The 25,331-nt window shown below is 43.4% G+C and carries 31 protein-coding genes, 1 pseudogene and 1 riboswitch; of the genes and pseudogenes, 12 read left to right on the top strand and 20 right to left on the bottom strand.

The features are described from left to right. The first annotated feature begins 322 nt into the window (after positions 1-322). Positions 323-796, top strand: a complete 474-nt coding sequence (locus ACJJIL_RS21630; RefSeq protein ID WP_413663997.1) for a hypothetical protein — start codon at positions 323-325, stop codon at positions 794-796. A 140-nt stretch (positions 797-936) separates the two neighbouring features. On the opposite strand, the gene ACJJIL_RS21625 is transcribed toward ACJJIL_RS21630, so the two are convergent. The 11 genes from ACJJIL_RS21625 to ACJJIL_RS21575 form a co-directional block, all read right to left on the bottom strand. Then, entirely contained in the window at positions 937-1,071 is a 135-nt protein-coding gene (locus ACJJIL_RS21625; RefSeq protein ID WP_444911894.1) for a helix-turn-helix domain-containing protein, read from the bottom strand. 114 nt (positions 1,072-1,185) lie between these two features. Further along, complete coding sequence (locus tag ACJJIL_RS21620) at positions 1,186-1,596, bottom strand: hypothetical protein (RefSeq protein ID WP_413663999.1); 411 nt, start codon at positions 1,594-1,596, stop codon at positions 1,186-1,188. 179 nt (positions 1,597-1,775) lie between these two features. Continuing rightward, positions 1,776-2,180 (bottom strand): hypothetical protein, encoded by a 405-nt coding sequence (locus ACJJIL_RS21615; protein WP_413664000.1) that lies wholly within the window; start codon positions 2,178-2,180, stop codon positions 1,776-1,778. A 64-nt stretch (positions 2,181-2,244) separates the two neighbouring features. Further along, the gene (locus tag ACJJIL_RS21610) at positions 2,245-2,697 is read right to left on the bottom strand and encodes a hypothetical protein (RefSeq protein WP_413664001.1); all 453 of its coding nucleotides are present in this window, start codon (positions 2,695-2,697) and stop codon (positions 2,245-2,247) included. 217 nt (positions 2,698-2,914) lie between these two features. Next, complete coding sequence (locus tag ACJJIL_RS21605) at positions 2,915-3,763, bottom strand: EI24 domain-containing protein (protein WP_444911896.1); 849 nt, start codon at positions 3,761-3,763, stop codon at positions 2,915-2,917. A 486-nt stretch (positions 3,764-4,249) separates the two neighbouring features. Then, positions 4,250-4,666, bottom strand: coding sequence for a hypothetical protein (locus ACJJIL_RS21600; protein WP_413664003.1), 417 nt, complete (start codon positions 4,664-4,666; stop codon positions 4,250-4,252). Between the two features lie 8 nt (positions 4,667-4,674). Next, positions 4,675-5,367 carry a hypothetical protein gene (locus ACJJIL_RS21595; RefSeq protein WP_444895513.1) on the bottom strand — a complete coding sequence of 231 codons (693 nt, stop codon included), beginning with the start codon at positions 5,365-5,367 and terminating at the stop codon, positions 4,675-4,677. A gap of 525 nt (positions 5,368-5,892) precedes the next feature. Further along, complete coding sequence (locus tag ACJJIL_RS21590; RefSeq protein WP_444895512.1) at positions 5,893-6,432, bottom strand: SF0329 family protein; 540 nt, start codon at positions 6,430-6,432, stop codon at positions 5,893-5,895. A 183-nt stretch (positions 6,433-6,615) separates the two neighbouring features. Then, positions 6,616-6,993: a hypothetical protein gene (locus tag ACJJIL_RS21585; RefSeq protein ID WP_445360735.1), complete on the bottom strand. Its 378-nt coding sequence runs from the start codon at positions 6,991-6,993 to the stop codon at positions 6,616-6,618. 519 nt (positions 6,994-7,512) lie between these two features. Continuing rightward, positions 7,513-8,031, bottom strand: a complete 519-nt coding sequence (locus ACJJIL_RS21580; RefSeq protein WP_444895510.1) for a hypothetical protein — start codon at positions 8,029-8,031, stop codon at positions 7,513-7,515. Between the two features lie 246 nt (positions 8,032-8,277). Further along, positions 8,278-8,832: a hypothetical protein gene (locus tag ACJJIL_RS21575; protein ID WP_445360734.1), complete on the bottom strand. Its 555-nt coding sequence runs from the start codon at positions 8,830-8,832 to the stop codon at positions 8,278-8,280. Between the two features lie 190 nt (positions 8,833-9,022). Between ACJJIL_RS21575 and ACJJIL_RS21570 the strand changes: the two genes are divergently transcribed. From ACJJIL_RS21570 to ACJJIL_RS21560, 3 genes and pseudogenes are all read left to right on the top strand, one after another. Continuing rightward, a complete protein-coding gene (locus ACJJIL_RS21570; protein WP_445360733.1) occupies positions 9,023-9,307 on the top strand; it encodes a hypothetical protein in 285 nt (94 codons plus the stop codon). Between the two features lie 153 nt (positions 9,308-9,460). Further along, positions 9,461-9,790, top strand: a pseudogene (locus tag ACJJIL_RS21565) (AHH domain-containing protein); the annotation flags it as partial. Next, on the top strand, positions 9,787-10,362 hold the full coding sequence (locus ACJJIL_RS21560) for a hypothetical protein (RefSeq protein WP_444934625.1): 576 nt from the start codon (positions 9,787-9,789) through the stop codon (positions 10,360-10,362). The pseudogene ACJJIL_RS21565 and the gene ACJJIL_RS21560, both read left to right, overlap by 4 nt. A 216-nt stretch (positions 10,363-10,578) precedes the next feature. Here ACJJIL_RS21560 and ACJJIL_RS21555 read toward each other — a convergent pair whose 3' ends face one another. After that, the gene (locus ACJJIL_RS21555; protein ID WP_445360732.1) at positions 10,579-11,037 is read right to left on the bottom strand and encodes a hypothetical protein; all 459 of its coding nucleotides are present in this window, start codon (positions 11,035-11,037) and stop codon (positions 10,579-10,581) included. A 102-nt stretch (positions 11,038-11,139) separates the two neighbouring features. After that, positions 11,140-12,006, bottom strand: coding sequence for a hypothetical protein (locus ACJJIL_RS21550; RefSeq protein ID WP_445360731.1), 867 nt, complete (start codon positions 12,004-12,006; stop codon positions 11,140-11,142). A gap of 514 nt (positions 12,007-12,520) precedes the next feature. Here ACJJIL_RS21550 and ACJJIL_RS21545 point away from each other — a divergent pair. Further along, positions 12,521-12,727, top strand: coding sequence for a hypothetical protein (locus tag ACJJIL_RS21545; RefSeq protein ID WP_445360730.1), 207 nt, complete (start codon positions 12,521-12,523; stop codon positions 12,725-12,727). Positions 12,728-12,736: 9 nt separating this feature from the next. Next, complete coding sequence (gene csrA, locus ACJJIL_RS21540; protein WP_445355282.1) at positions 12,737-12,925, top strand: carbon storage regulator CsrA; 189 nt, start codon at positions 12,737-12,739, stop codon at positions 12,923-12,925. A 48-nt stretch (positions 12,926-12,973) separates the two neighbouring features. Here csrA and ACJJIL_RS21535 read toward each other — a convergent pair whose 3' ends face one another. From ACJJIL_RS21535 to ACJJIL_RS21515, 5 genes are all read right to left on the bottom strand, one after another. Then, positions 12,974-13,642, bottom strand: coding sequence for a hypothetical protein (locus ACJJIL_RS21535; protein WP_445360729.1), 669 nt, complete (start codon positions 13,640-13,642; stop codon positions 12,974-12,976). Next, positions 13,602-14,240 carry a magnesium transporter MgtE N-terminal domain-containing protein gene (locus ACJJIL_RS21530; protein ID WP_445360728.1) on the bottom strand — a complete coding sequence of 213 codons (639 nt, stop codon included), beginning with the start codon at positions 14,238-14,240 and terminating at the stop codon, positions 13,602-13,604. Before ACJJIL_RS21530 ends, ACJJIL_RS21535 begins: the two co-directional genes overlap by 41 nt. A 111-nt stretch (positions 14,241-14,351) precedes the next feature. After that, a complete protein-coding gene (locus ACJJIL_RS21525; RefSeq protein WP_445355280.1) occupies positions 14,352-14,558 on the bottom strand; it encodes a hypothetical protein in 207 nt (68 codons plus the stop codon). Positions 14,559-14,677: 119 nt separating this feature from the next. After that, on the bottom strand, positions 14,678-15,229 hold the full coding sequence (locus ACJJIL_RS21520; RefSeq protein ID WP_445360727.1) for a hypothetical protein: 552 nt from the start codon (positions 15,227-15,229) through the stop codon (positions 14,678-14,680). Then, positions 15,226-15,807: an AHH domain-containing protein gene (locus ACJJIL_RS21515; protein WP_445355278.1), complete on the bottom strand. Its 582-nt coding sequence runs from the start codon at positions 15,805-15,807 to the stop codon at positions 15,226-15,228. The genes ACJJIL_RS21520 and ACJJIL_RS21515 overlap by 4 nt, the downstream gene beginning before the upstream one ends. Positions 15,808-16,202: 395 nt before the next feature. Between ACJJIL_RS21515 and ACJJIL_RS21510 the strand changes: the two genes are divergently transcribed. Then, positions 16,203-16,382 carry a hypothetical protein gene (locus ACJJIL_RS21510; protein ID WP_445360726.1) on the top strand — a complete coding sequence of 60 codons (180 nt, stop codon included), beginning with the start codon at positions 16,203-16,205 and terminating at the stop codon, positions 16,380-16,382. Between the two features lie 26 nt (positions 16,383-16,408). Here the strand turns inward: ACJJIL_RS21510 and ACJJIL_RS21505 are convergent, their stop codons facing one another. Both ACJJIL_RS21505 and ACJJIL_RS21500 read right to left on the bottom strand, forming a co-directional pair. Continuing rightward, a complete protein-coding gene (locus ACJJIL_RS21505) occupies positions 16,409-18,181 on the bottom strand; it encodes a bifunctional protein-serine/threonine kinase/phosphatase (RefSeq protein ID WP_445360725.1) in 1,773 nt (590 codons plus the stop codon). 115 nt (positions 18,182-18,296) lie between these two features. Then, entirely contained in the window at positions 18,297-19,772 is a 1,476-nt protein-coding gene (locus tag ACJJIL_RS21500) for a NarK family nitrate/nitrite MFS transporter (protein ID WP_282930389.1), read from the bottom strand. A gap of 412 nt (positions 19,773-20,184) precedes the next feature. Here ACJJIL_RS21500 and ACJJIL_RS21495 point away from each other — a divergent pair, with 412 nt between their 5' ends. The 5 genes from ACJJIL_RS21495 to moaB all read left to right on the top strand — a co-directional run bounded on the left by ACJJIL_RS21495 (position 20,185) and on the right by moaB (position 25,330). Next, a complete protein-coding gene (locus tag ACJJIL_RS21495; protein WP_445360724.1) occupies positions 20,185-21,486 on the top strand; it encodes an MFS transporter in 1,302 nt (433 codons plus the stop codon). Between the two features lie 143 nt (positions 21,487-21,629). After that, positions 21,630-22,868, top strand: a complete 1,239-nt coding sequence (locus ACJJIL_RS21490; RefSeq protein ID WP_445360723.1) for an alginate export family protein — start codon at positions 21,630-21,632, stop codon at positions 22,866-22,868. A gap of 196 nt (positions 22,869-23,064) precedes the next feature. Continuing rightward, positions 23,065-23,215, top strand: a riboswitch (molybdenum cofactor riboswitch). Then, positions 23,204-24,181 carry a GTP 3',8-cyclase MoaA gene (moaA, locus tag ACJJIL_RS21485; protein WP_413664021.1) on the top strand — a complete coding sequence of 326 codons (978 nt, stop codon included), beginning with the start codon at positions 23,204-23,206 and terminating at the stop codon, positions 24,179-24,181. Its footprint overlaps the riboswitch before it by 12 nt. 4 nt (positions 24,182-24,185) lie before the next feature. Further along, positions 24,186-24,785: a molybdenum cofactor guanylyltransferase gene (gene mobA / locus ACJJIL_RS21480; RefSeq protein WP_445360722.1), complete on the top strand. Its 600-nt coding sequence runs from the start codon at positions 24,186-24,188 to the stop codon at positions 24,783-24,785. A 2-nt stretch (positions 24,786-24,787) separates the two neighbouring features. Next, positions 24,788-25,330, top strand: coding sequence for a molybdenum cofactor biosynthesis protein B (gene moaB, locus ACJJIL_RS21475; protein ID WP_108731355.1), 543 nt, complete (start codon positions 24,788-24,790; stop codon positions 25,328-25,330). The last annotated feature ends 1 nt before the right edge of the window (position 25,331 follow it).

Below are 25,331 nucleotides of genomic sequence, written 5' to 3'. Positions count from 1 at the left end.
CTGACAGATATTTTTTTAGGTAAGCTTATTCTATTAAAAGCATGCCATTCTATTTGGTGAGTTTAGATACATATTCTATAGAACTTGATACACCACTCATCAAACAAATTTTTGTAAAAATTCTATATATTAAATTTATAGCATTTTTCAGGTATGTGATTTTTATGCTCTGATTTGGTGCATGTCTTCCGTTCTTGATCCATCAGTAGGGTGCTAATCCAGTCTTTTTAGGGGGAACCTATATAGATATGTCTTGGCTCCTAGAAGAGCAACTTGAATTCAAAATACTTTTATAAAATAGTCAACCAATAGAGGCGTAACAATGAAATTTATCACCACTCTAATTGCTGCAATAATTTATGTATTACAGGCTGTTATCCAAGATTATAAAACCAGAGAGCGGGAGTATTCCGTTCCACTTTCGACTATGCCAGATAATGTACAGGCACTTGCAGATGAAATGTTTGAAGAAGCAACTAAAGATAAACAGCTTTCTGTAGAGCAAGCTCAACAGATTGAAGCTGGTATTTGGAAGATGTTAGGTGAGGGCGCTGTGTTGCAGAGAAATCATGAGCTGAAAAAAACAAGAGAAAAAATATCTTACTTAGGGCAGCTCCTGTCTTGGTTTATGAAGGCAAAAGGGCTGACCTATGAACAGATTGAAGAAAAATATCGAAGTGAATTTACTGAGTCTGAAAAGGAGATGCATAGAGCCATTGTAGAATCTGCCTCTCGCTCCAATCAGGATCTGCTCGGCAAACTTTGGAAGTCTATTCGTAAAAAATTTTGGGGGTAGGCAAAGTTATAATCAGAAATTTATTTAACTGCCAATCTTATTACGTCCCTAAAATATTAGGGACTTTACCGATCAAGAATTTTTAGTCTGGACAAACTTTGGCTCTCATAAAGTGCGACTATACCAGGGAAATTAGATTCTTATTTTATTGGCAATTCCAAACCAACATGTTGATCTCTTTCGGTGCGCTGAACGGTACGCACACTGAGCCATGTAATCTGTGCTAATTGCTCCTGAGTCATGCCATGTTGCAGCCTTAACTTTCGTACCAGCAATACATTGTACTTTTATCTCAAGTGCTCTGTAGAAACGTATGACATAAAAAATTCAGTGTACCTGAGGGCTATTTATGAGATGTTGATGAATATATCTATAACAATTAGATCTCTCTATCTATGGATAGAGGATACTGGCCTTTTATAAAAAAGACCGTAACCTAAACCGCTAGTAGCTCCAAAAAGGAGGCCTACTGTAAGTACATGCTTTAGGTAAATTAACCAACCCAAAAGCGTTGGATAGCCATTAATTGCTTTGATCACATCTATGCCCATTAAAGTATCTTCAACCTTACCAATGTAACTTCCATCAGGATACGGCCAAGCATTAACTCCAGGGTATAGTGAGCCAACAATTAGGCCTAGACAAATACATTTGAATAGATTTAACCCAAAGTATCGTTCTATGATTAATGCAAGTGGTACATAAATAATCATGTGTGCTAGTGATATAGGGATTGAAAAAATAAAAATAAATGCTGGGCCGGCTGAATTTATTTTAGAAAATCCAAACGTGCCGGCCATTAGCAAAAGTACTATCGAAGGAATAAGAATTGCAGCAATTATTGATGGTATATGTCGCACAGAAATTAAATTTTAAATAAATTATAAGCTACTATTGTGTGCTGAAGCTATGTCGTTTATTGGTGCACTATATCCATATAGTATTTTCGTGCCAATGGGTCGAATGATACCTATATGCGTTAGTGTGACTGTCTTCGCAAAGACCACAGAGAAGCAATTATTACTAATCCACAAAAACCCAAATATATTATTTTACCGCTTAAATCTTCAACATTAACACATTTCCAGTTTTCACATTGACGGACTATAAAAACATTTCTCTGATCAATCCAGAAAATTATACTTGCCGTTATTGCGGAAAATATAACTGGGTAAGATCTTACTTTGGGGATAACTTCTGCCAAGAAGGCCGCAAGCCAAAAAGCGAAGAGTGAGGCTAAATATAATTTTAAGTAGCTCTCACCAGAGAAAATCAAGCTGGCGATTGTACTGAAAAAAGCACATAGCCCGATAAAGAAGCGGAGCCCACTTAATCTAGATAGCCCGCCATCATCTTTGGCGAATTTGTAGCCGTATCTTTTCATAATTTACACTAACGTGCTTGTCAGTAGCTCGAACGAAATTACCTTTAGATGGAGGTTGAATATTTTATCTGCCTATCTCTGCAAGTCTACTTTGGAGTTCAGCTAAACATTTGGCTGCTTTGTTTCTAGTATTTGCTTGAATGGCATTGATAGAAACATATGCAATACCAGCTACAGCTGTTTCATTTATCTTATCTAAAGGCAATACGCTACATTGAGAAGGCAGATGTTTTGCCACTGCATCAGGATATGCGTGGGTAACAATATCTGCATATTTTTGAAGCTCTTTTGCTGCCAAAGCAGATAATTTCAGAGTGGAAACTTCCTCAGGTGTGTATACTAAACCAAACTGATTGAAAGATTTACCTTCGATATTATTTGTGTTTATTTTTCTAGCATGTTCAATAACTTCAGGAAAAGACCATGATTCTGGTTCTAAAATTACCTCTTTGGCGTGCACACTTTTCGTCATTGAGAATAATAAACTCATAAGACCAATTATTACATATCTATTCATTTTTAAAGTTTCCTAATTAAGTTTTGTATTAAAAATAATGGCTAGCTAGCAGCAATGTGCTGACATTAGCTAGATTTGCTATTATTCAAATTCATCATGCCTTAAAATACTTATTTTTCCTCTACCATTGATTTTTATAGTCAATATGTTGGTGATTTCGCATTGAGTAAATGATAACTCTATTGTTAATAATTTATCCATTGCTTTTTATATGAATCTATATTTTTTTCATAGATCTTCTAAGCGGACTTGGGATTAAATTTTCTTTTGAGCCTAAAAAATAGCTCAGTACTAACAACAAAAATATAGGAATATTTTCTGCTTGAGGCATGAAAAAAGATAGAGTGTAAGAAAACAGTATATATGCTACTACTCCTGCAAGTATTGAAAATATCAGACGGCTAGCCCCGCAGACAGCATATATCCAATTTCCAAAATTATATTTTGTAGAAATTCTATAAATATGCTCGACAATTGAAGCTAATCCTCCAAAGCATGCGAACGCAATAGCGTATATAATTGTTGGTAGTTCTGGATCAATACTTGATATTACTCGTGGTTGAAATAAGTAAACTGACAGAGCTAAAATAAATAAAGTAAAAGTTATGATAAATGGGCCGAGAAGATAGTAAAACAATCCAGGCCCTCTATATTCTTTCCGTGCATCAGATTCTATTTTTTCGAAAAGAAATTCTGCCTCAGCTATATTCCCTTTAATGGCTGTAAGAATGGCGCTTGATGCGCGCCTTTTATATGATGCGTCCGCATCGACTTTATCTAGATATAATATTAATTCTTTGAACTTATCTTTTGTGCGCTGAAAATTGTTAGTTAACATATCGTCGCATTCGTCAATAGTATCCAAAGTTATTTTGAAATGATGAAACCCAGAAGTTCCTTCCGAACCGAAAATAATAAATTCTTCTTCGCGAGCATAGATTTCAGTTATCGTATAGTCTGTTTTATCTTTTGTTCCTACAACATATTTAGATAGTCTATTTCTCTTATCTAACTCATCATGTGAATTACTGCTGCTCTCCTTTGGAGCATTTATCACATCACCCATACAATATCCTTTTAACTTAGAGCTGAAGTATTAGCCAGTATTCTGTAGTTTATTGTCCTAGAGCTGTATTCTAAGGAATCTTTATCATATCACCTATAAATACATCTCAAGAATGGGAACTGTCTTGGTCAGATTTATATTGATTACCACGTTAGCTAATACTAGTACCAAGTTGTTTGATGAATGTATTGCAAATAATCAATACTAGACTAATTAACTCGACTTGAAAAAAGGTTGTAATAAATAAGTGCCAGCAAGTTATCGTATAAGTTAATCTGGATGTGGGACGTCGTGGCGATCTTTGGCGATGACAATAGAGGAACTAGACATACTATATGAATAAAGTGCTAATTTTTGTGAGAATCAATAAATTAACACTTTATAGTCTTTCGTGGTCAATCTATTCGTGATGAGAGTCATCCCCTTAAATAGGGATGACCTTAAGTATTAGATAAAGCTATTGCACTGCCACTCGAACTAAAATAGTTATTGCTCCTCCTTATCAAGCTCGATAACTTCTATTCTTACCCCTTTATCAACCATCTCGGATAAATGAAATTTTCCATTAGGTTGTTTCACTATGGATTTTTCAATATCACCAGATACAAATTCCCATAGCTCAGGATTCAGTGCATTTGGCTTTGGTTTGTAAACTTCCGCGGTGAAACCGCGTTTTGGCTCATTTTCACGTAAAATAACGATATCACCCTTGTAATCTGGAGCTGTTATTATCGTTAATGTAGTTGTTTCGATCTTATCGCCGAATCCTTTTTTGTTCCACTCTCGTAAAACAACGTCAACTTGAGCCTTGTCCAGTTTAACATCATCCGTTTCCGTGCTGGCACAGGTGAAGGATGACAATGTCATTAAAAATAGTAGTAGGATTTTTATAGGTTTTAGCATAGATATAATTACTTACAGTTGGTGGAAGTAATAGTTAAAAGGTTGTGCGTGTCTGGCGGTACGACAATAATTCCTGAGAGCCAGGGAAACATTTTTAATTGTGTCTTAGTATATAATCCATCGCCAGCTTCTTTTTCCCAGTGTGATTCGTACACAAACTCTTTTGAATAAAGCCATACATGCCTACCGCCACTTGACATTCCCAGTCCAAATGGAATATTTGAAAATGTGTTGTAATCTGCGTCTTGTTTCTTGGTTAAATCCAAATAGGTGGTCACTTTATTTTTGCTCGGCTTATAGTTTATAACAGTATTGCTGATCGGCACACGACCAACACTATAAGTACAGTTTTTCTTTACCTGATTGTAGTAGCTCGCAATATGTTCACCAAGACCATCACTAGGGTGCTTAACGTCAGGATTATAATATACGCCTTTCCAGTTATGAGTATTAATCAAGTATTTTGCTAACTCGGTACCTTTTTCTCCAAGTCCACCCACTCGCTTGCTGGAATTAAGCTTTCCAAGCTTCTCAAAACTATATTTAAGAACCCAAATTGCCATTGTTATACAATCGCTAGAAATATGATTTTTATATTTTGTGGGGTTACCTATTTTAAGCTGGCTACCAACATGATTGCTGTGATCATTCATAATAGAATTAATCTTGTCTACAGCATGCTGTGAAAATGTCTTTGTCATACCTAACTTCCCAGTTGTTATTATTGTGGAATTTCCTTATCGAGAACGATTTGATTAGATGACAATAGCCAATTAGGGTCAAGGAAATGAAAATATAGATCCTGTACTGCTGAGTTTGTTATAGTGTATTTTAGGCTGATAATATCGCTCTAAAAACGGAGCTACTTCACATATTTTGTTTTTGATATTTATCAATCACTGGCATAAATCATTAAGAATCAGAAAGTTAGTACGGTGAATAGTAGGTATACACTTGTTAGCCATTGAACCTTGATTTTGCTAAAGCAAGAAATAACAAAGAATTACACCGAGTATAAGAAATAAAAAATGGGGTGTGATAGATAATCTTCGCCCAAATTTTTATGTTAAATCAGAGCGCGTTATCTATATTTGGAGCTACATTTCTGTAAGGTGGACTATCGTACCGGATATGCCTGGTGTTAAGTGTTGGAGTAAACATCCCTGCTATCTAAACCTTGTAATATTATCTTGATGGCTTGCTGGATGCTTAGATAATTAAATAATCTACGGGTGTTGCGTTGAAGAGGTTTGTTCTGTGATTGCTGGGGCTTTAATACCTTCAGACTCCAATCTTATGCTCAATAATTTCTTTGCTAATGGATGTAAGCTTGCTGTATCAATCTCCTTGAGTCTGCGCTTACCTAAACGCTTATCCAGTGTGGCTAGGGACTGAATCAATGGGTTCTCGGAGTTTAGAGCTTCATCAATTTTGAGGGTATGAACGAATTCCCAGCAGGCTTGATAGGCATCTTGCCGAGATAACTCTCCATATTCCATCTCACCATAGGATAGTTTCTGCTTTTCACTTACATGCTCAGGCACATCGGAATCAGTAACCCAGCGATTATCTTTTCTATAGTAATCACCACTCGCTCTATTCCAAAAGGCTCTTGTACAGAAGTTTGCTATGACTTCTTTATCAAAAGTCAACCAGGCATGTCCACATGAACAGTTTCCATAACTGGTACTATTGATAGAGATACGGCCATCCAGGGATGGAGAAAATTTTTCTTCAACTAGAGATTTCAGCTTGCTCCATTTCATTGGGGGATATTCCTACTCACACATAAATTCATCAGTTTACGGCTATTGTGTAATTGATTATTTCGTTCCAATATAGCAGCTACCAAAAATTCAGGGGATGAGAAAACAGCAGATTCTCCGCACCTCCTATTCTAATTACTCGTTTACACCAGAGTGATTAAACAACTTATAAAGTTAATACTGTTAGTGCAATGAGCTTTCGAAATAGGTGAAGGCCGACCCAATAGCCACCCCAAGGAGGATAGGTCCGGGGAAAAATCTGAATAGCTGCTTTATTTTACTGGGGGTTTGACCATTACGTAGGTCGCTAATTAATTCATGTTGTGCGTGAAAGGCACATAGAGCTGATATCATGGCGACAACCAAAGAGAAAGTGAATCCTTCACTAATGGGTGTATCAATACCAAGAGCAGTTTTGAGAGTAACAATACCGCCTATAAATGCCATAGCGAATGTAGAAATGGACTTAAAAAAATCGAACTCCAATTCTTGACTCAAAAGATAATGAGGGCTTTGTTTTATGGGTTTATCATTAATTAATTCTTGTAATTTTGCTTTCATTACTTACAACCATTAACAGGATCTATTTGGATAATAGTACCTTTACCTGTTCAATGGAATACTCAGAACTTACAGTAAGTTCTATAGCCACAAAGCGATAGTAGCTCAGCGGAAAAGGCTCGATCGTACCAATATTGTTAACCCAGGCCATTTGGAGCAATTTTTATAAAGTAAATTATTATAGGTATAAAACACATCAAGGATAAAGCCAAATTTGTGATATTCAGTAATCGCTTGTTTCCAAACATCAAAAATAACAATCCTGCTAATTGAACAACGGCTGTATAAAGGAAATACATCCCTAGTGTTCTATAAAAATCCGCCAGTTCTGGAGCAACAAGGGCCGGAAAAGTCGCTACCAATAAATATGAGATGAATCCACATAGCATCGCGATACTAAGTCTACATGCTAAATAATTTATTCTTCCCATATTAGTTTTTAATTTTAGTTCTCGCATAATGAAGCGGGTCAGAAATTATAAAGCTCAATAACAGCAGGAGGAGATTTTGATTAATTTTTTAGTAATACATATGTAATAAAAGGTCAAAGCCTTTTATTGAAAATTTTACTCTTTCCATGTCTTCTGTATATTTACCGAGATTATTCCCATTAAGATCCCAGACATTTTCTTTAGCTAGCCACGTATTTAATTCGTGGTCATGACATTTGAACTGGCTATGTGGGACTACCTTACCGTTTTTCATGGTCGGACCAAAGTTTCTACATTCTGGGCCCCACCTCCACCACTTTAAGTCTGGCATATCTACCATGCCATCTCTGAGGGGAACGCTGAAAACTATAAATTCCGACTCATAATTTTTATAAATTATATATCTTATGTCTCGCGCCCTCTCGTAATGAACATCCCGAGTAAGTATTTCACCCGGCTCTAGATCAGCTATATCTATACTAGGAGATAGTTCACCAGCATTTGCCGGAGGCTTTAGGGCACTGCCAAACATACCAAGTATAAATCCGACTCCAATTAAAGAGACGGCAAAAAGGCTGAACCAAAGTAATTTCTTACGCTTTTTCATTTGAAGCTCACAGAGTATTCAAACTAAGCATATCATATCACTTACTGGCAAATATCAAGAGTTTAAAAGCTGCCTGAATAGTGCGATATTGATTGTCATACTAGATAACAAGTACCAAATATAAGAGGTATTCATGTAGCTAAGCATTTACTGATCTATGGTTGTCCAGTAATGTTTCCATACTTGGAAGATATTTGTATAATCGAGCAATCTATGAGTGTACTAGATTGCTCTCAAATCTGTGTGCTAACTTACTTCTTGAAATTTCAGACCTGTAAAAGAATTCGCCTCATATGCAGTTTTAAATTCTTCAGTTACAAAACTAAAAGTCAGTTTATTTGTATAAGATTTAAATATACAGTGCCCCTCTAATTCTGAGTCAATGAACTTAACAGAATCTTGCCCCATGTGAACTCCTGAGTTCACCACTTCAACAGCATTAGTTGAGTCAACATACTCTTCTGGAATCACATATAGTGTATTAAACATGTGATATGTTTCATCACCAATTAGAAGTGGTAAGAACTCACCAGATGAATTTAGAATATCTTTTAGGGATGAAAATGCTCTAGGGCTTAGAACTATATTTCCTAAAGCCCATGTAGTAATGTCTGGTATAGATTCTTCTTTACTTGTGTAATTATCACTAGCGTAGAAATGCGCTTTAGGAGCTACCCATTTATCTAGCCTCGGTTTTGCACGAAATCGCTGACTATAGGATGGCATTTTCTCTGCAAGATCTGAGACATCTAGTGTAAGTGAATAATATTTTTCAAAATCACTATCTACTAAATAACTCATAAATAAGGACTCCATTTTGAAAGTGTATTATCTGCGCAGTACAAGCGTGCAAGAATCAGCCTGATTTTTTTTGACCGAATTCTATACATATCTGATACTTCTAGTTTCACACTATTCTAATAATGATATTTTTGATAATTGGGTCTCATATCGAGCTTACTAAGCTATTAAGTCCCTGGACTCACTTGTCGTGTCCATCGACAATTTAGCCATAGTTAAAACCACCTTACCGAGAAGACTGATGGAATACGACCACGGTAGACGTGTGACTCCCCATGTTTGGGAGCTCTCCCCACTAGACCTTTGCATTCAACAATATGAGAATCGTTGTAAGAACCACCACTATCGTAAGCTGAAAGTGGCGGGTGAAACTGAAGAGCAGCGGAAGGAGCGCTTGGCAGGTCTCAAGGTGGAAATGGAACAATTAAAGCATGAACGTCGAACCATCATGACAATGGTTTCGGTTCAGAGTTAGCTTCAGCAGTACCGAGATGAGTTTCGGGGCATAGAGGACGACGAAGAGCGTATAGAAGCCTATGAGCAGGAGAGGCACCACCCTACTGAAGTTCTTGAAACAAACCTACGTCTAGTTGGTAGGGCCAAGCCTAGTAAATAGTACACAGCTCACCATATTGTTGAAGGGAAAGGCAAGCTACCTGCTACCGCCGATGTCCGACTGACACTTTTCATGCACGATGTTAGGATAAATGATCCTGGTAACGGTGTGTGGATGCCGCGCTCAAGCGAGCAGAACGGTCATTGGGCAATTCCTAAAGCAACTCCTCATAGTAAGATCCACACGCACAATTATGAACGTTGGGTTTACGGCCAAATCAATAACCTTAATAGTGAATCTGAAATACGCGCTAAGTTGACCATTATTCGTACACACCTGAAGAATGGTACTCAACCGGAGAAGGTGACAGCGCCTTCTGATAAGAATTGGAATGGGCAATGACTTATAGGATCAGTTTTAACCACGAAGACTTTTTGAATCTCAATATTGACCTCAAGAAGCTAATGTTCACCGTGGGTAAACGTATGGGCGGTATGAAAGCCTTTAAGAATTATCCTTGGGACAATAAGTCTATCAAGGATATTTGGGAGGATCATGGAGGGGCTTTTATCCAGGTAGAAGGTTTAGATCAGAGCGTTAAACCTGATATCACTACTTGGAATGGGGCACACTTGGTGCTCTCATCCAAAGCCCATTCAGTGCTTTCTAAAGAGCTTACGCCGTATGGGGAGTTCCTGCCTATTACCTTGGATGGTGAGCCCTATGTAATCTTTAACTGCTTGAATGCGGTTTCCGCCGACAAGTCCGTAAGTGAGGCCGATATTCAAGATGATCTTTGGATGGGAATTAAAAATATCGGCTTCACCAATGAAGATGTTGCTTCAAATTTAATTTTCAAGACTCGATTTGACCGCTGTGCGAATCTCTATTGTGGAGACCGCTTCAAGACTCTTGTAGAAGAGGCTGAGCTGAAAGGGTTGAACTTCTCGGAGAATCTCGTAGCAGCATTCTAACTTGGGTTAAAACGACGTTGCCCTTTTATAGCAATATAACCTAGTGGGGCTAATAAGAAGCCCCACAATATCTTTGGTTACAGGGTGTCTCCTAAATGTGGGAAGTCTTATAATTAACGCTTTATCCAGAAAGTGTTTCTATTAGAATAGAAGAGTGCTAAATAAGTGTTAGTAAATACTAGTTTTTGGAGCTAAAAATTTGGCTTCATACTTTTATTAAGTTTTTGTGATTTCAATGTTAAACGAACCATTATCATAGTCCAGCCATTGCCCATTTCTAAACCTAATTGACCACTCAGGATACTTCTTATCTGTCATAAATGTCAGTAACCAAAGGTCTTTGCACAAGGATATTTCTAACTCGGGTATTCGGCCAAAGAGTTTAATCGTTTTTATCTTTCTCCCGACTAATAATGCTGGAAGCTGGTCAATTTCAGTCTGATCACTCCAACTCCCCAGTACTATTGATCGCTTGTCTTCTAGCCTCCATGACCATTCGATCATTATTGTTTGTTCACCGGAAGGGTTATTCTCTCGTTTCGGTGGTGTGAGTTCTCCCATTTCTAAAAAGATCGCACTTCCATGCCCTATCCAAGCATGAGATATCTTTGCTTCCTGAAGTTCTGCTAACCTTGCTTTTGCTTGCTGTTCAGATATCGGGATGATTTTCTTCATTTAATTACTTTTATGGTCGATTCGAGAGGATCATGCTTACCCTACAACCAATTCATTTGAAGCCTGTTGCAGAAAGGGAGATTGGGTAGTGAAGCGCCCCATTTATAAGTCTTGTATGCGCTTGGTTGAAACCTTTTTGTATGAATTGCATATTTCGTATACTAATTCAGGCTCAACAGGTGTGTTGGGGTGCCTTAACTTTTTCCAGTCACTTATACCAAACACTGGATTATCGTAGTAGCGTGTAGTAACTACCATTCCAGTATCTTTTTCACAGTTAATCCATAGCTCGTTTATTTGGCCATAAAATCCATTTTGGTCGGGATCATCAAAAGTTACTTTCAACCAGGTGGAAATTTGAGGCCAGTTAATGTTGCTGTGCTGAAAACTTATACTTGCTGTATTGCCTTGATCTGAGCTTTTTATACCTTCCCACTTAATTTCATCTGCTTTTGTCTCAAACAAGTTCAGAATCAATTCCAATATACTGTCTGATTCTAGAGAGTCGGTATAATAGTAATCATGAAATGATACTGTGTAGAATTTACTGCCCAGATGTATTCCTTTGCTATATAGCCTCATTTCATTCTTTACATCTATGCCATCAAGCTCGTAATAAGCATTGCCGTTTTTTTCATAACTCTGCTCTTTTTGAAAGTCAAAAAGATACCCCGGCCTTGAATATTTTCCAGACTTAAGATGCTTAATCTCCTCGTTGCCCCAGGCTATGCTGGATGCAGATTCTGAGGCGGTATAAACCGTGATATAGAGCGCATATTGACCTTCTGGAGATGTGGCGATGATCATACCCTCACTATCCTCATAGCTCCACTTGCCCGGCAGTGAGACGCTCCAGTATTCATGGTCAAGGTGTGTTCTTGCTTCTAAACCACTTAATTTTTCTACCGGTATCTTTGTAGCGCAGGCAGATACAAATATTAACGCTAATAACCCGAAGTACTTATACACTTTTACACCCTACCGAAGGTAAATCAGAATACTCAAAAGAAATCGCATCATATCATTTGGTCCACTGATTCCAAAAATCGGAAGCTTTTCTATCCAGAAAAAACTATCTACCAATAGGATCGTCCGGGTTGGAAAAATTACTTATGAGTAGAAAGGGACTTACGTACCGGATATTCATGCCTGAGGTACTTAATGGAAAGGGCATCGCCATTAAAAATATAGGCACAAAAATGATCTTATTGGATTTTATTCAGTTTGTTTTAGTGTCAAAGCTGCGTAAAATCGATAGATATTTATTGGTATTTTGGCCGGAATAGGGTGGCCTTTTGTAGGCCGATGACCAAGGACCAAAGGGATTCGAGAGAATCAAGACATCTAAGAGTTTTCTAAAGAACCATCTTCTCACAGGAGAACGGTAGCTTGACGTAAGAGATAGTAAAAGGCGCTGACCCAAGGTGCAGCAACACCAGGGGCCAGCTAACCAAATTGATAAATGACCTATCAAGATGGCTATATGGATCATACGCTAGAAACCCGCTCGTCTTCAATAAAGTGGAGTACATTCAGCGGCTTGGAGCGATTCCCCAAGCTCTGGAGGCGTTGTGCCTGCCTTTTCTTCTTCTATGCCTACCGTTCCCGCGCACCACCCGGTATCTCCTCACAGCGTTACTTTCTCAGCCTTCCACCAGAGAAGGTCTACCCATGGTTTGAGTATCAGTAGGAAATATCTATGTTGATTTTAAAGCGCCGGATAGGTGAAAACCTAAGGATTGGAGCCAATGTTTCAGTTACAGTCTTGGACGTTAAGGGTAATCAGGTGAAGATTGGAATACGTGCTCCCAAATCTTTACCCGTTCACCGTGAGGAAATATATATTCGTCTCGGAAAGGAACGGGCGTTGGAGGATGGAAATCGTTAAGATTTTAAACAGATATCAAACCAGGCGCGCCGTAGGCGCCACCTGGATTTACTTATTTGTTTCTTCTTCATTTTTACTTCGGGTATCTTTGGCTGCTGCAGAAATTACTGCAACAAGCTGAGTAACTTGTTCAATTACTTTTGGTTCAAATGAAGTTTTTTGAACTTTTGTGAATGCGCTATCACTTTCTAGATTCCAATTTTCGAAAATTGACTTCATGTCGGATTGACTTACATCGTTACCATATACTTCAAGATATAACTTGCCGAAGTTTATAGCATGAATTCTGTCACTTCTTTTAAGTGACTCATGCATATAAGCATTGCCAATATTGTATGCATGGTTAGCCCATGCTCCGAATAAAGTAACAACTATTAAGCCTTTTATTAAGAGAAAAGAAAAAAAGAACCAGTCAATATTTTCTTTTGCTGCAGTATTAAATTCAAAGCTGCCATAAATCAAAGCAGCTACGGCGGCTAATATCGACAGGCCTAATGCTATTGTTCCCTGAATATTCCATTTTTTAGACTTAGAAGAAAAATCGGTTTCCTTTTTTTCTAAAGCATTTACTGCTTCTTTTACAAACTCAGGTACCTTCAATTCTATCTTGCCCTGTACCTGCTTTTGATGCTCCTCCTGCAGTATTCTAATGCGTTCCTTTAGATCATTTTCTCTTTTAAATTGATTGTTCTCTAAGTCTTTTAGCCTGGAAAGCATACTCTTTTTCTGTATGAGCAATTTGAGAACGCATATTCTCAAGTTGTTCGGCATATTGGTCTTTTCTTACTTGTTGCTGCCTCTCTAGGAATATTTCCTTCTCTTCTAACTCTATGATTCTTTGAAATGCTTCTCTCTCTAAAGAATTTTCGAATTTTTCTCCAAGATATTTTTTATAGTTTTTATCAAGATCAATTTCTTCATCAATTACTTCTAGAATTGCCTTTTTCTCATCTATAGGAAAGGATGATAGCAATCTATCCCTTTGAGTTTGGCTTGCTGATGCTAGTACTTTTATTAATGTTTTTTCATTTAATGTTTTTGATATTCTGGATAGCTCTTTCTTGCTAAGAAGGACAAATATTTTGTTTAATTCATTCTTTGAAAGGCTCTCAAATATCTTGTTTATATTTTCTGACTCAAAGATAGAAAATAAATAAGTTAGCCCCTGCTCGTTTGTGTGCCCTATGAGCAACGAAATCTCTTTTGAGTTTGAACGCTTGACGAGTGTGTTTAGCTCATTAGAATTTAGATTCTTCCAAAGAACAGGAAGTTCGCTCCTTTGTAAATTGCTAATTCTTATGCTATTTGTTTCCATTTTCTTCCCTGACTAAGAATTCCTATGTTTTCTTGATAGGATGCTTTCTATACCATCTATATGTGAAATACAGCGACGCGTAATATAGGTGTGGCCAATTAGCTTATTATACTATTGGCCAGGCTCAGTTTGAATAATGGTAATGCTCGAAGCATCTGCAATTAAGTTAGAGATCTCCTCCTTAGAATAACCTTCAATATATACTATCTTTTTGTCGGTCATTTGGAGGATTACTTTTCGAGAAGATCTATTCTTTAACCACTGAACAACTATTACCGCAATTGATGGAGTAATGGATAAGCCTGCAACTGCTTTCATTATCTCGAGGGACTCTCCAGAGGCAGCTACTACTTGTATTGACTATATCAACATGTGTAGTTGGGGTGAGCTTTACAGCGAACCACCCCTTGCTTGCACTTGAAATACCAATACTTGAACTAGATATTTTCAACTTCTTTAAAACTAAGACCTGTAAATTGATTGCTATTGATGAAATCTTTAAATTCATCTGTGACAACAATGTTCATCGGGTCTTGTTTGGCAATAATAGCCATTGAGTCGGAAAATTCAGATTTATTATAAACAGCTTTGGTGATTCTTCCAAATGATCCTGATCTTCGTAATTTAAATTTACATCTTTCCAGATTCAAAGCAGTATCAGAAATTTTATTTATTTTAAAAATAAACCAAAACTCATTTTCTATAGAAATAGTTATGTTTTCAGCTTTATCTCCGAATTTGTCAGATAACAGCGGAGCAACTTTGGAATTTACAATAATAGATGGTGTATAACCTTGTAAATACGCTATGTCTGGCTTAGGTAAATTTGTGACTCCTTCTTCAATCATCCACTCGACAGATATTTTTTTGAGCGCTCCCTTATCACCAGATAAGAGAACCTCTGATTCTTTCAGAATATTTATGTCTTTGTCAGACCAAGCCAATTGACGGTAATTGTTTACATCGTAATTAATTTGGTAGGTTTTCATACAGGAAACACTCCCGAAACAAGTTCATCACCAATATCCCGCAAAACATCTCGTATATCATTGGCAGATGTACCAGGAATTCTTGCTTCTGTTTGTAAAAGATTGGTGACGTTCACATAGTATACATTTGTGTGGATTTTAGCATGAGCGTAGGCGTCAGGACAGGCTTTATGTGGTAAGTCCTTTTCGTATTGAGGTAGCCAGACTCCATTAGATTCATCATTTATATCGATTCCATATTGAGCAAGTATTTGTCTTGCGGCCAAAGCTCGCGAATCATGCCACGAAACGATATGATGTGCTGCCATATATTTTTTGGGTTGTGGTCTACTAGGCGAAGCATTGCGCATGTTTCTTTTTAATTTGCGCATATGTCTTCTTCTTGCTTTCTCAATTGCTATTTGTGCGGAAGTTTTTCGCTTTTTCTTTTTGTGTTCAATTGCGGCTTCAACTTCTTCTTGCTGTGCTTCAATTAATGTCGCCAAGATTTCTTTTGCTTTAAAATCGCTTTTAGAAATAGACTTTATTCCTTCGTAAAGCGTTTCTTGGTCTATTTCTATATACTCCTTTTCTATCATTTCTCTTCCTTACTATTCGTGCGATTAAATTTCGAGTTAGGACATAACACCGCAGGCAAAGCGAGCGTTAGAGAGTACGGCACCGAAAGTACAGTTTGACTTGCCTTTCTTCAACCAGGTCCATGTATGTAGAGGAAATAAATACCTGGAGTCTTTTTTTCATGGTTTTTCTGGTGATAATTTAATAGCGTATTCACAGAAACTGCATCATATCAGTTGTCAAGATATCCGAAGAATGGGAGGTTACATTAATCGGAAAGGATAATAAATTAGTATTTTAGTCAGTACTGACACAAATTACTTTGGTAGATTTGTCGTGTCTGGAATACCTCTAATAATTAATATTTCTTGATTAAGAGATTAAATATTTTAAAAATCAATAAGTTAGTGTTTGTATGTTCGTGTATATTGAAGCTGCTCTTTGTCTTTGGTTTAGACAAATTAAGAAATCACCAAATGTTGTGCAGGATACAAAAGCAGTAAAAGAACGTGTCATGGGTGATGTCCGCCTAAAACTACTACCTGCTGAACCAGAGCATTTTATAGATATGCTGGATCAGCATATTCGTAAATAAGAACTACCGTACCGAAATCTCAAATCTCAAGCACTAGACGAAAACAACGCCGCCACCGCCAACAAAGTAGCCACCCAAATCCCACAAAGAATCTTCCAAAACAAAGAGGCATCCCCTTTTTCAGTAGGATCTTCCCTTAGGTAATCCGGGTTCGGATTGGCCAGGTCGCGCATAAATTCCGTTAGGGTGGAGTAGCGCTGTTCCAGGTCGATACTGCATCCGCGCTCCAGGGCGCGGTCGAACCAGATGGGGACTACAGGATTAAACTGGCTGGCGGTGCGGTAGCGCAGGCGTTCGAAGTCGGCGTGGGAGCGGCAGTTTTCGATTTCTTCGCCGTAGGGCAGTTCTCCGGTAAACATTTCGTAGGCAATGGTGGCGAGAGCATAGATATCGCCGCGAATACCGCTGTTGTGCCCGAGGATATAGTGGGGGTCGGAATAGCTGGCGGTGCCCAGCGCTTCCGGGTGCTCCAGGGGGCGGAAAATCTCGGCACTGCCGGCTACATAGACTGAGCCGAAGTCGATAATTTTTACCCGCCCGTCGCTGTCGATCATGATATTGGCCGGGCGCAAATCCTGGTGAATGGTTTCCTGATCGTGGAAGGCCTGTAGCCCGGTGGCAATCTCCTTAAGGATACGAAACGCCTCTGCGGGTTTGGGAAAGCGGTTGTGGGTGATCCACTGCTCCAGGGTGCTGCCCTGCACATACTCCATCAGGTAATAGAGCGCGGTGCGTGGGCGGGTCTGCCGGTGCAAGCGCACTACTTGGGGGCTGCGAATACGCAGGCCTATCCACTCCTCCTGAATAAAGCGGTCGATATAGTGGATATCGTCTTCGTAATTTACCGAGGGGGTTTTCATTACCAGGGTTTCGCCGGTGGCACTGTCGCGCACCAGGTACAGCTGGCTGCGCTGGGAGGAGAACAGCTCCCGTTCCACCTGGTAGCCATCCAAAACCATGCCCGGTTCCAATTCCGGTGGGAAGGGCAGGCGGGTAAGCTGGCGGCTGTAGTCGTCCAGGGTGGTTTGTGGCAATGCTTTTACCTTTACCACTAATGCGGAGAGGTTATCGTCGCTGCCGTTTTCCTCGGCGAGGCGCACCAGGGTTTCCGCTGTTTCCTGTTCGCTTAGCTGGGTATCTGCCAGCAGCTCGCGCAGCAAATCCTGTTTGATAAAGTCGTGCACGCCGTCGCTGGTAATCAGCAGCACATCGTCCTTAGCCAGGCTGAGCTGGCCGTAATCCACTTGCAGGCCGGTATCCATGCCCAGCGCGCGGGATAGCATCTGCTGGCGATGGGCCAGGGTGATGTTGTGGTCCCGGGTGAGGCATTTTAGGCTGTCACCGCGCAGGTGATAGATACGGCTGTCACCGATATGAAAGTAGTGGGCAGTGCGGGATTTAAAAATCAGGGCAGAGAAGGTGCAGAGGAAGCCCTTTTCCTGTTGGGGAAAGTCGTGGCTCTTGCGGTATAGCTTGCTGTTAATGGAGGCGAGGATTTTCTGTCCGGCGTGGGCCACAGACCAGGTATCCGGCACCTTGTAGTAGTCCCGCACAAACTGCTCGGTGGCGGTGTGGCTGGCCAGGGCGCCGGCTTCGGCAGAGCTGACTCCGTCTGCTAGCGCGGCAACTGCACCCAGATATTCCTGTAAGTGCGGGTTGTCTGGCCAGTGATAGATTGCCGCGTCTTCGTTCTGCGGTTTGATGCCGGCACTGGTGCAGAGGCCGTGGCTCAATCGCGGTGTCTGGGCTTCGGGGTTTGCCTCGGTTTCTGTTTGCACCCCGGAATTGGTTTCGCTCACAGCTTTCTCCTATCTCTTTTCGTCCCCTCAGACCAACGGCGAAAAACAAAGAAGGGCCATTGGCCCTCCTTTGCGTTTGTTGCTGGATAACTGCTTTACGCTCACTCTTTCCGGATCACTCCACGCTGATCAGCTGCACTGTGCCATCCGGTAGCACTTCGGCGATATTGCCTTTGGGCTCCTCCAGGAACAGGCAGGCGAAGAAGATCACCGCTGCTGCGCCGCAGATAATCAGGAAGAACTGGCTGTAGCTGACATAAGACAGGGCGGTAAGGAAAGTAACCGCACCCACGTTGCCGTAGGCTCCGGCCATACCGGCGATCTGCCCGGTCATGCGACGCTTCACCAGGGGTACGACGGCGAATACGGCACCCTCACCGGCCTGCACGAAGAAAGAGCAGCACATGGTGGCAATTACCGCAGCGGGAATCCACCAGCCGCCGTTGATCTGGCTCAGTACAAAGTAACCCACTGCCAGGCCGCCGATCAGGAACATCAGGCTGCGGCGGCGCCCCAGTTTGTCAGAGAAGTATCCACCGGTTGGGCGGGCCACCAGGTTCATAAAGGCGAAGCCAGAGGCGAGCAGGCCGGCCTTCACCGGGCTCAATCCTTCAAAGGTTTCCAGGAAGAACAGGGGCAGCATAGAAACCACGGCCAGCTCTGAGCCGAAGGTGACGAAGTAGGCCAGGTCGAGGATGGCTACCTGCTTGAAGTTGTATTTCTCCAGCTCGGGCACACCTTCGCGCAGGTGGTCTTTGTTTACATTCCAGATCATGCGGGTCTGGAAGGCAAACAGTGCTACCAGCAGTCCCCACATTGCGTAAGTGGCATTCTGGCTCAGCAGGGCTACGCCGCTGGGAGACAGTTTGTAAGCCAGCGCTGCCAGTGCCAGGTACATGGGCACATTCATTAGCAGGTAGAAGTAGAAATCCCGCTTGCTGGTCACTTCCAGGCCGCCGCTCTTCTTCGGCTTGAAGTAAGTGGAACCTTTAGGAGTGTTGCGGGCAACGCGGTAGTAGATGATGCCGTACAGGCCGGCGATGATGCCGGTGAGGCCCAGGGCATAGCGCCAGCCGTCTTCACCGCCGAACAGCAGGGCGATGGTGGGCAGGGTCATGGCACCGGCAGCAGAACCGAAATTCCCCCAGCCGCCGTAAACACCTTCTGCCAGGCCGACTTGTTTGGCTGGGAACCATTCACCCACCATGCGGATACCAATTACAAAGCCGGCACCCACAAATCCCAGCAGGAAGCGGAACAGGGCCAGGGATTCATAACTGTCTGCGGTGGCAAAGCCCAAACAGATTAAAGATGAGGTCATCAGCAGCCCGCTGTACACCAGGCGCGGCCCCAATTTATCCACCAGCATACCGATAATGATACGGGCGGGGATGGTGAGTGCCACGTTGAGGATTAACAGGGCTTTTACTTGCTGGCTGGTGAGGTCGAACGCTTCCTTGATAAAGACCATCAGCGGAGCGTGGGAGAACCACACCACGAAAGTCAGGAAAAACGCAAACCAAGTAACGTGCAGCGTCTTTATTTTGGGATCGCCCCAATTAAATAAATTGAGGCCGCTGGATTGACTCATGACTATTTTCTCCGGCTTCTCAGAAATTTTTAGAGGTGGATAGGGTCATGACCGATAGTATTTGAGCAGCGCCAGAGGGAAAGTGCGCAAAAGGGGTAAGTGGAAGGGAAATCGATTTGTAGTTGGAAGGGAGTAACCCCTTGGGGTTAGTAGCTCGGAGTGGGTAGGGGCGGTTTTTAGTGCGTTTCTACCCCAGTGGGGGTAGTTGGCGGAAATTGATAATGATTAAAAAGGGTTTTTGGGAGTAATTGTCGCTAGCCGATTTTTTGTGCATCTTGCCAATAGCTTGCCTCTGTAGATTTCTCGCCCCCGCTGTAATTCTGTGATCACTTTTCTTGGGCGGGGGCTCAATGCGGTGCATAACCGGGGTGGCAATTAATTTTCGACAGCCAATATTTTGGAGATGCCTGCCGTGCAATATACACAGCAACTCGCCGGGCGCGCGCTGATATTTGCCTCGGCCATGTTCGCCGCTAACTTTTCTGTTTGGACGCTCTACGCGGTATTGGGGGTAGAGATTCGCGGGCAACTGGATCTGTCTGCAACTGAATACGGGGTTCTACTGGCTGCGCCGATTCTGAGCGGGGCGCTGTTGCGTTTTCCGGCGGGATTTCTGGTGGAATATTTTTCTGCGAAAAAGCTTATTTTATTGCAGATGCTGTTGTTGCTGCCGGTGCTCTTTTTGTTGCCCTTTATCGATAGCTACGGGGCCCACTTGCTGGCGGGGTTGTGGCTGGGTATTTCCGGGGTGTCTTTTGTTTTGGGGATTCGCTATATCAGCCCGTGGTTCGAAAGAGGGCGGCAGGGTACTGCAATGGGCATTTTTGGTGCAGGAAATGCCGGAGCTGCAATTACCCTGGCATTGGCTCCGGCCATTCAAAATTGGTTTGGCCGGGAGTGGATAGGGCCTGTTTACGGAGCCGGGATTATCCTGATGATGATTTTATTCGAATTTTTTGCACCAGAGGAAACCCGCTATATGCGCAGCCGGGGAAAGCCGGATCTGCGCAGTCATTTAAAGCCGCTAACGCAAATCCGGGTTTGGCGTTATGGGCTCTACTATTACTTTGTTTTTGGCAGTTTTCTCGCGCTTTTATTGTGGTTGCCGAATTACTATCTGTCGGTGTACCAAGTCAGCACGCCGGTTGCAATGGCTCTCACCCTGTTGTTTGTGGCCCTTTCCAGTTCACTGCGTGCTTTGGGGGGCTGGTTTGCCGATCGCTACGGTGCGCGCACCGTCAATTGGAGTGTTTTCTGGACCTGCCTGGTCTGTCTTTTCTTCCTCAGTTACCCGCCCACCAGCATGACCATTCACGGGGTGGAACGGGATGTGCATTTAAATATTGAAGTGGGTATTGAATTGTTCACTTTACTGCTACTGGTTATTGGTATCGCTCAGGGATTCGGACGAGCTTCTGTATACAAAGCACTTCACGATAATTTCCCCGCACATATGGGAAGTGTTGGTGGCGCGGTGGCCACGATTGGTGCTTTGGGAGGTTTTACCCTGCCAGTCCTGTTTGGTATTGCACAGGATTTAGTGGGTATTCACAGTGCTGCCTTTATGCTGCTCTACGGTGTACTCGCGATTTGCATGCTGGTTATGTATTTAGCGATTCAAAGAGAAAATTATATGCAGCGTTTACAGTACGCACAGCAAAATAATTTCCTGCTTGAGGAAACCAGTGAAACCGAGGCTTTGCCGGATAGGTAGTGCCCACTACCAATAAAGGATTACACCTGAGTAAAGGCTAGGGAGTAAAGATTAATTAGGCAGGAAAAAATCTATGGTTTCAGTCGAGTCTGAAAAATTGTAATTTGTCACTGTTCACTCCGTTGTTGCAAAGGAAAAGCGTCATGACCGTTTCCAAATTTCCAAAAATTCTCGGTGCTTTACTGTTGGGGGCCTGCAGCTCTGTCGCATTGCAGGCCGCTGCGCAGGAAAGTGAAAATGCCACTCTGGTGGATGCGTTGAAATCCGGTGAAGTCGGATTGAATCTGCGTTACCGAGTAGAAGTTGTCGATCAAGATATCTTAGTTGACGATACTGTCGATCAGTATGATATGGAAGAGGAAGCTGTTGCATCCACGTTAAGAACCCGCCTCAACTGGCGCAGTGGCAGCTACCGTGGCTTTACCGGCTTCCTGGAAATGGATGATGTTACTGCGATTGGTAATGACAGTTACAACTCCACCACCAATGGCAATATCGACCGCCCGGTGGTGGTTGATCCAGAAGGAACTGAAATTAACCAGGCCTATATTCGCTATAGCGGTGGGAACTCCATAATTACCGCAGGTCGCCAGCGTATAAATCTGGATGGACAGCGATTTGTCGGCGGTGTTGGCTGGAGACAAAACGAGCAGACCTACGATGGTGTTCGTTATCAGTACGGCAGTGCCGATAGCTTCCAGTTGGATTACAGCTACGTCTACAACGTTAATCGTATTTTCGGTGAAGACAGTGCTGGTTCCGATATGGGCGGCGATATCCAACTGCTACACGCGATTTATCCAGTAGCTGAAAACCATAAAATCAGCGCTTTTGTTTACAATCTGGATCTGGAAGATCTCACCGATAATGCCAGCCGCACTTATGGGGTAGATTACAAAGGTAAATTTGGTCCGATAAAAGCCAACCTGAGTTATGCGCACCAGTCAGATATTGGTGACAACCAGTATGACTATAGTGCTAATTATTACCTGGCAGAGCTTGGCGCTGATCTGGGTCCAGTTGCGGCAAAACTCGGTTATGAAGTTTTGGGTTCCGACAATGACGTTGGTTTTAAAACCCCGCTGGCAACCTTGCACAAGTTCCAGGGTTTCACTGATAAATTCCTGGGAACCCCCGCTGACGGTGTCGAAGATCTGTATGTTGGCGGTTCTATGAAAGTGGCCGGTGGCAAGCTGGGCTTGACCTATCACAACTTTGAAGCAGCCGAGGGCTCCGTTAGTTACGGTGATGAGTGGAACCTGAGCTACGGGCACAAAATCACCGATGACATTTCTGCACTCGTTAAGTACGCAACTTATCGTGCTGATGAGTACAGCACTGACACCGACAAGCTTTGGATCATGGTAACCGCTAATTTCTAAGCGGCTGAAAGAACTCCTTAGCGAGGCCCCCGGCTTCGGCCGGGGTTTTCCCCGCACCTTGAACCTGTTTTTATAATTTATAAATTTTAATCGACTGAAGCTCCACGTTTTGATGTCTCCCCGAGGAGCATCAGTTCGAGCACCAAGGGAGTACCACCTTTGCCCCAAGCATAAATTAACCAGCTTGATACACTGACATCAGTTTAAACACCGAGTCCCGCTACCTAAACCGCGTCGTTTTTTATTGACGTTGCAAGGTGTCGGGACCGTGGCCGTACCGGCCACCAGGGTCTAGCGGGAAACTGCGCGGCCTCCCGACATTGGAAAGGCGTTTAATGTTACAAGACAATTTTGGCCGTAGGTTTTACTACCTGCGCCTGTCCGTGACGGACATCTGCAATTACCGCTGCAACTACTGTCTGCCCGAGGGCATCGGTTGCGGACGTTCCCTGGAAGGGGAAAATCCTCTCTCAGTCGCTGAGGTGGGCACATTAGTGCGCGCTTTCGCTTCACTGGGTACGGAAAAGGTACGCCTTACTGGCGGAGAGCCCTCCCTGCGCAAAGACCTGGTGCCGCTGCTCGAAGCCGTGCGCGCCAGCGATAAGATTCGCCGCTTAGCCATCACCACCAATGGTTACCGCCTGCCCAGTCAGATTGACGACTGGCACCGCGCCGGCTTGGATCAGGTGAATGTCAGTATCGACAGCCTCGACCCGGCTCAATTCCACCATATCACCGGCCACAATCGCCTGGATAAAGCCTTAGCAGGCCTGGATCGCGCCTTGGCCTTGGGTATCGATACCAAGGTCAATGCAGTGCTGATGCGCCAGTACAACCTGGCCGAGCTGGATAACTTCCTCGCCTGGGTTCGCGAGACTCCGGTGACCCTGCGCTTTATTGAATTGATGCGCACCGGCGATAACCGCGAGTTCTTCGCCAGCAACCATGTCTCCGGTGGCGATATAGAAACCCTGTTGCTGCGGGAAGGTTGGGAGCAGGTGATCCGCACCCGCGATGCCGGTCCGGCGCGGGAGTATTTCCACCCGGATTACGCCGGTCGTATCGGCCTGATTACCCCTTACGGCAAAGACTTCTGTGCAAGCTGCAACCGCCTGCGGGTATCGGCCCAGGGCAAGTTGCACTTATGCCTGTTTGCGGACCAGGGCTTTGATATGCGCGAAATCATCGCCGATGGCGATAGCGAGGCGCTGGCGGCCCATATCCGCGAGTTGATTGTGGATAAGACCGCAGGCCACCAGCTGCACGAAGGTTTTACCGGCGCTACCCGCAATCTGGCGATGCTGGGGGGCTAGGGTTATGGCCAGGGCTCTTGTTAGTAAGTCGACAATCGGCGTGGTGCTGGCCGGCGGCCGCTCCAGCCGGATGGGCCGTGATAAGGCATTGCTGGTCCACCCCCAACAGGGCAATTTCTTGCAGCATGCCGAGGCCTTACTGAGTGAGCTTCCGCTGGCAAAAGTCGTCACCAGCGGCGCCCGTCCCGGAGCGATTGAAGACCTGGTGCCAGAGCGTGGCCCACTGGGCGGCCTTTATTCGGTAGCCCTGGCAACCGGTGCCGATGCGGCCCTGGTGATCCCGGTAGATATGCCCCTGCTTGGGCGGGAGCACCTCGCAGAGTTATTGGCAGAGGGGCAGGCAAGTGGCCGGCCCTGTTATTTTGAAAACTTCTTTTTTCCCCTGTGGCTGCCTTTAAATGGCGACTGCCTGGATTATTTGCGCCGTGCCGTTGAGGGCTGTGCGCGCAATTCGGTCGGCGCGCTGCTGCGTCACCTGGGGGCCAAATCCATACCCATAAAAAGTGCCGGCGATTGGCATCGCAATATCAATACGCCGGCAGATTATCTCGGTTTGAGTACGCCGGATAAAACTCCAGAAAACAGTTTTTTGAGAGACCACTGATTATGTCCGCACACGCTAGCAAAGAATTTGTACCGCTCAATATCGCGGTACTTACCGTATCCGATACCCGCAACGAGCAGACTGATACCTCTGGCCAGTATCTGGTGGAAGCCCTCAAAACTGCCGGCCATCAGCTCGCAGATAAGCGCATTACCCCGGACGATGTTTACCAGATGCGCGCGGTGGTCTCCGCCTGGATTGCCGATCCCAAAGTGCAGGTGGTATTGGTGACCGGTGGTACTGGTTTTACCGATCGCGACTCCACGCCGGAAGCCCTGAGCCCTCTGTTCGACAAAACCGTCGACGGCTTCGGCGAGCTGTTCCGCCATATTTCCCTTGGGGATATCGGCAGCTCTACCGTGCAATCCCGCGCGCTCGCCGGCCTGGCTAATCGCACGCTGATATGTTGTATGCCCGGTTCCACCGGAGCCTGTCGCACTGCTTGGGAAGGCATATTGCTGGAGCAGCTGGATGCCCGCCACAAGCCCTGTAACTTTATCCCCCATGTGCGCTTTGCCAGCGCGCCCTGCGAGAGCCGGGGGTAAT

The organism is Microbulbifer maximicatervae (SeqCode) (assembly GCF_052468095.1).
Note: the sequence above shows the minus strand (reverse complement) of the source record. Positions and strands in the feature narration are given on the sequence as shown.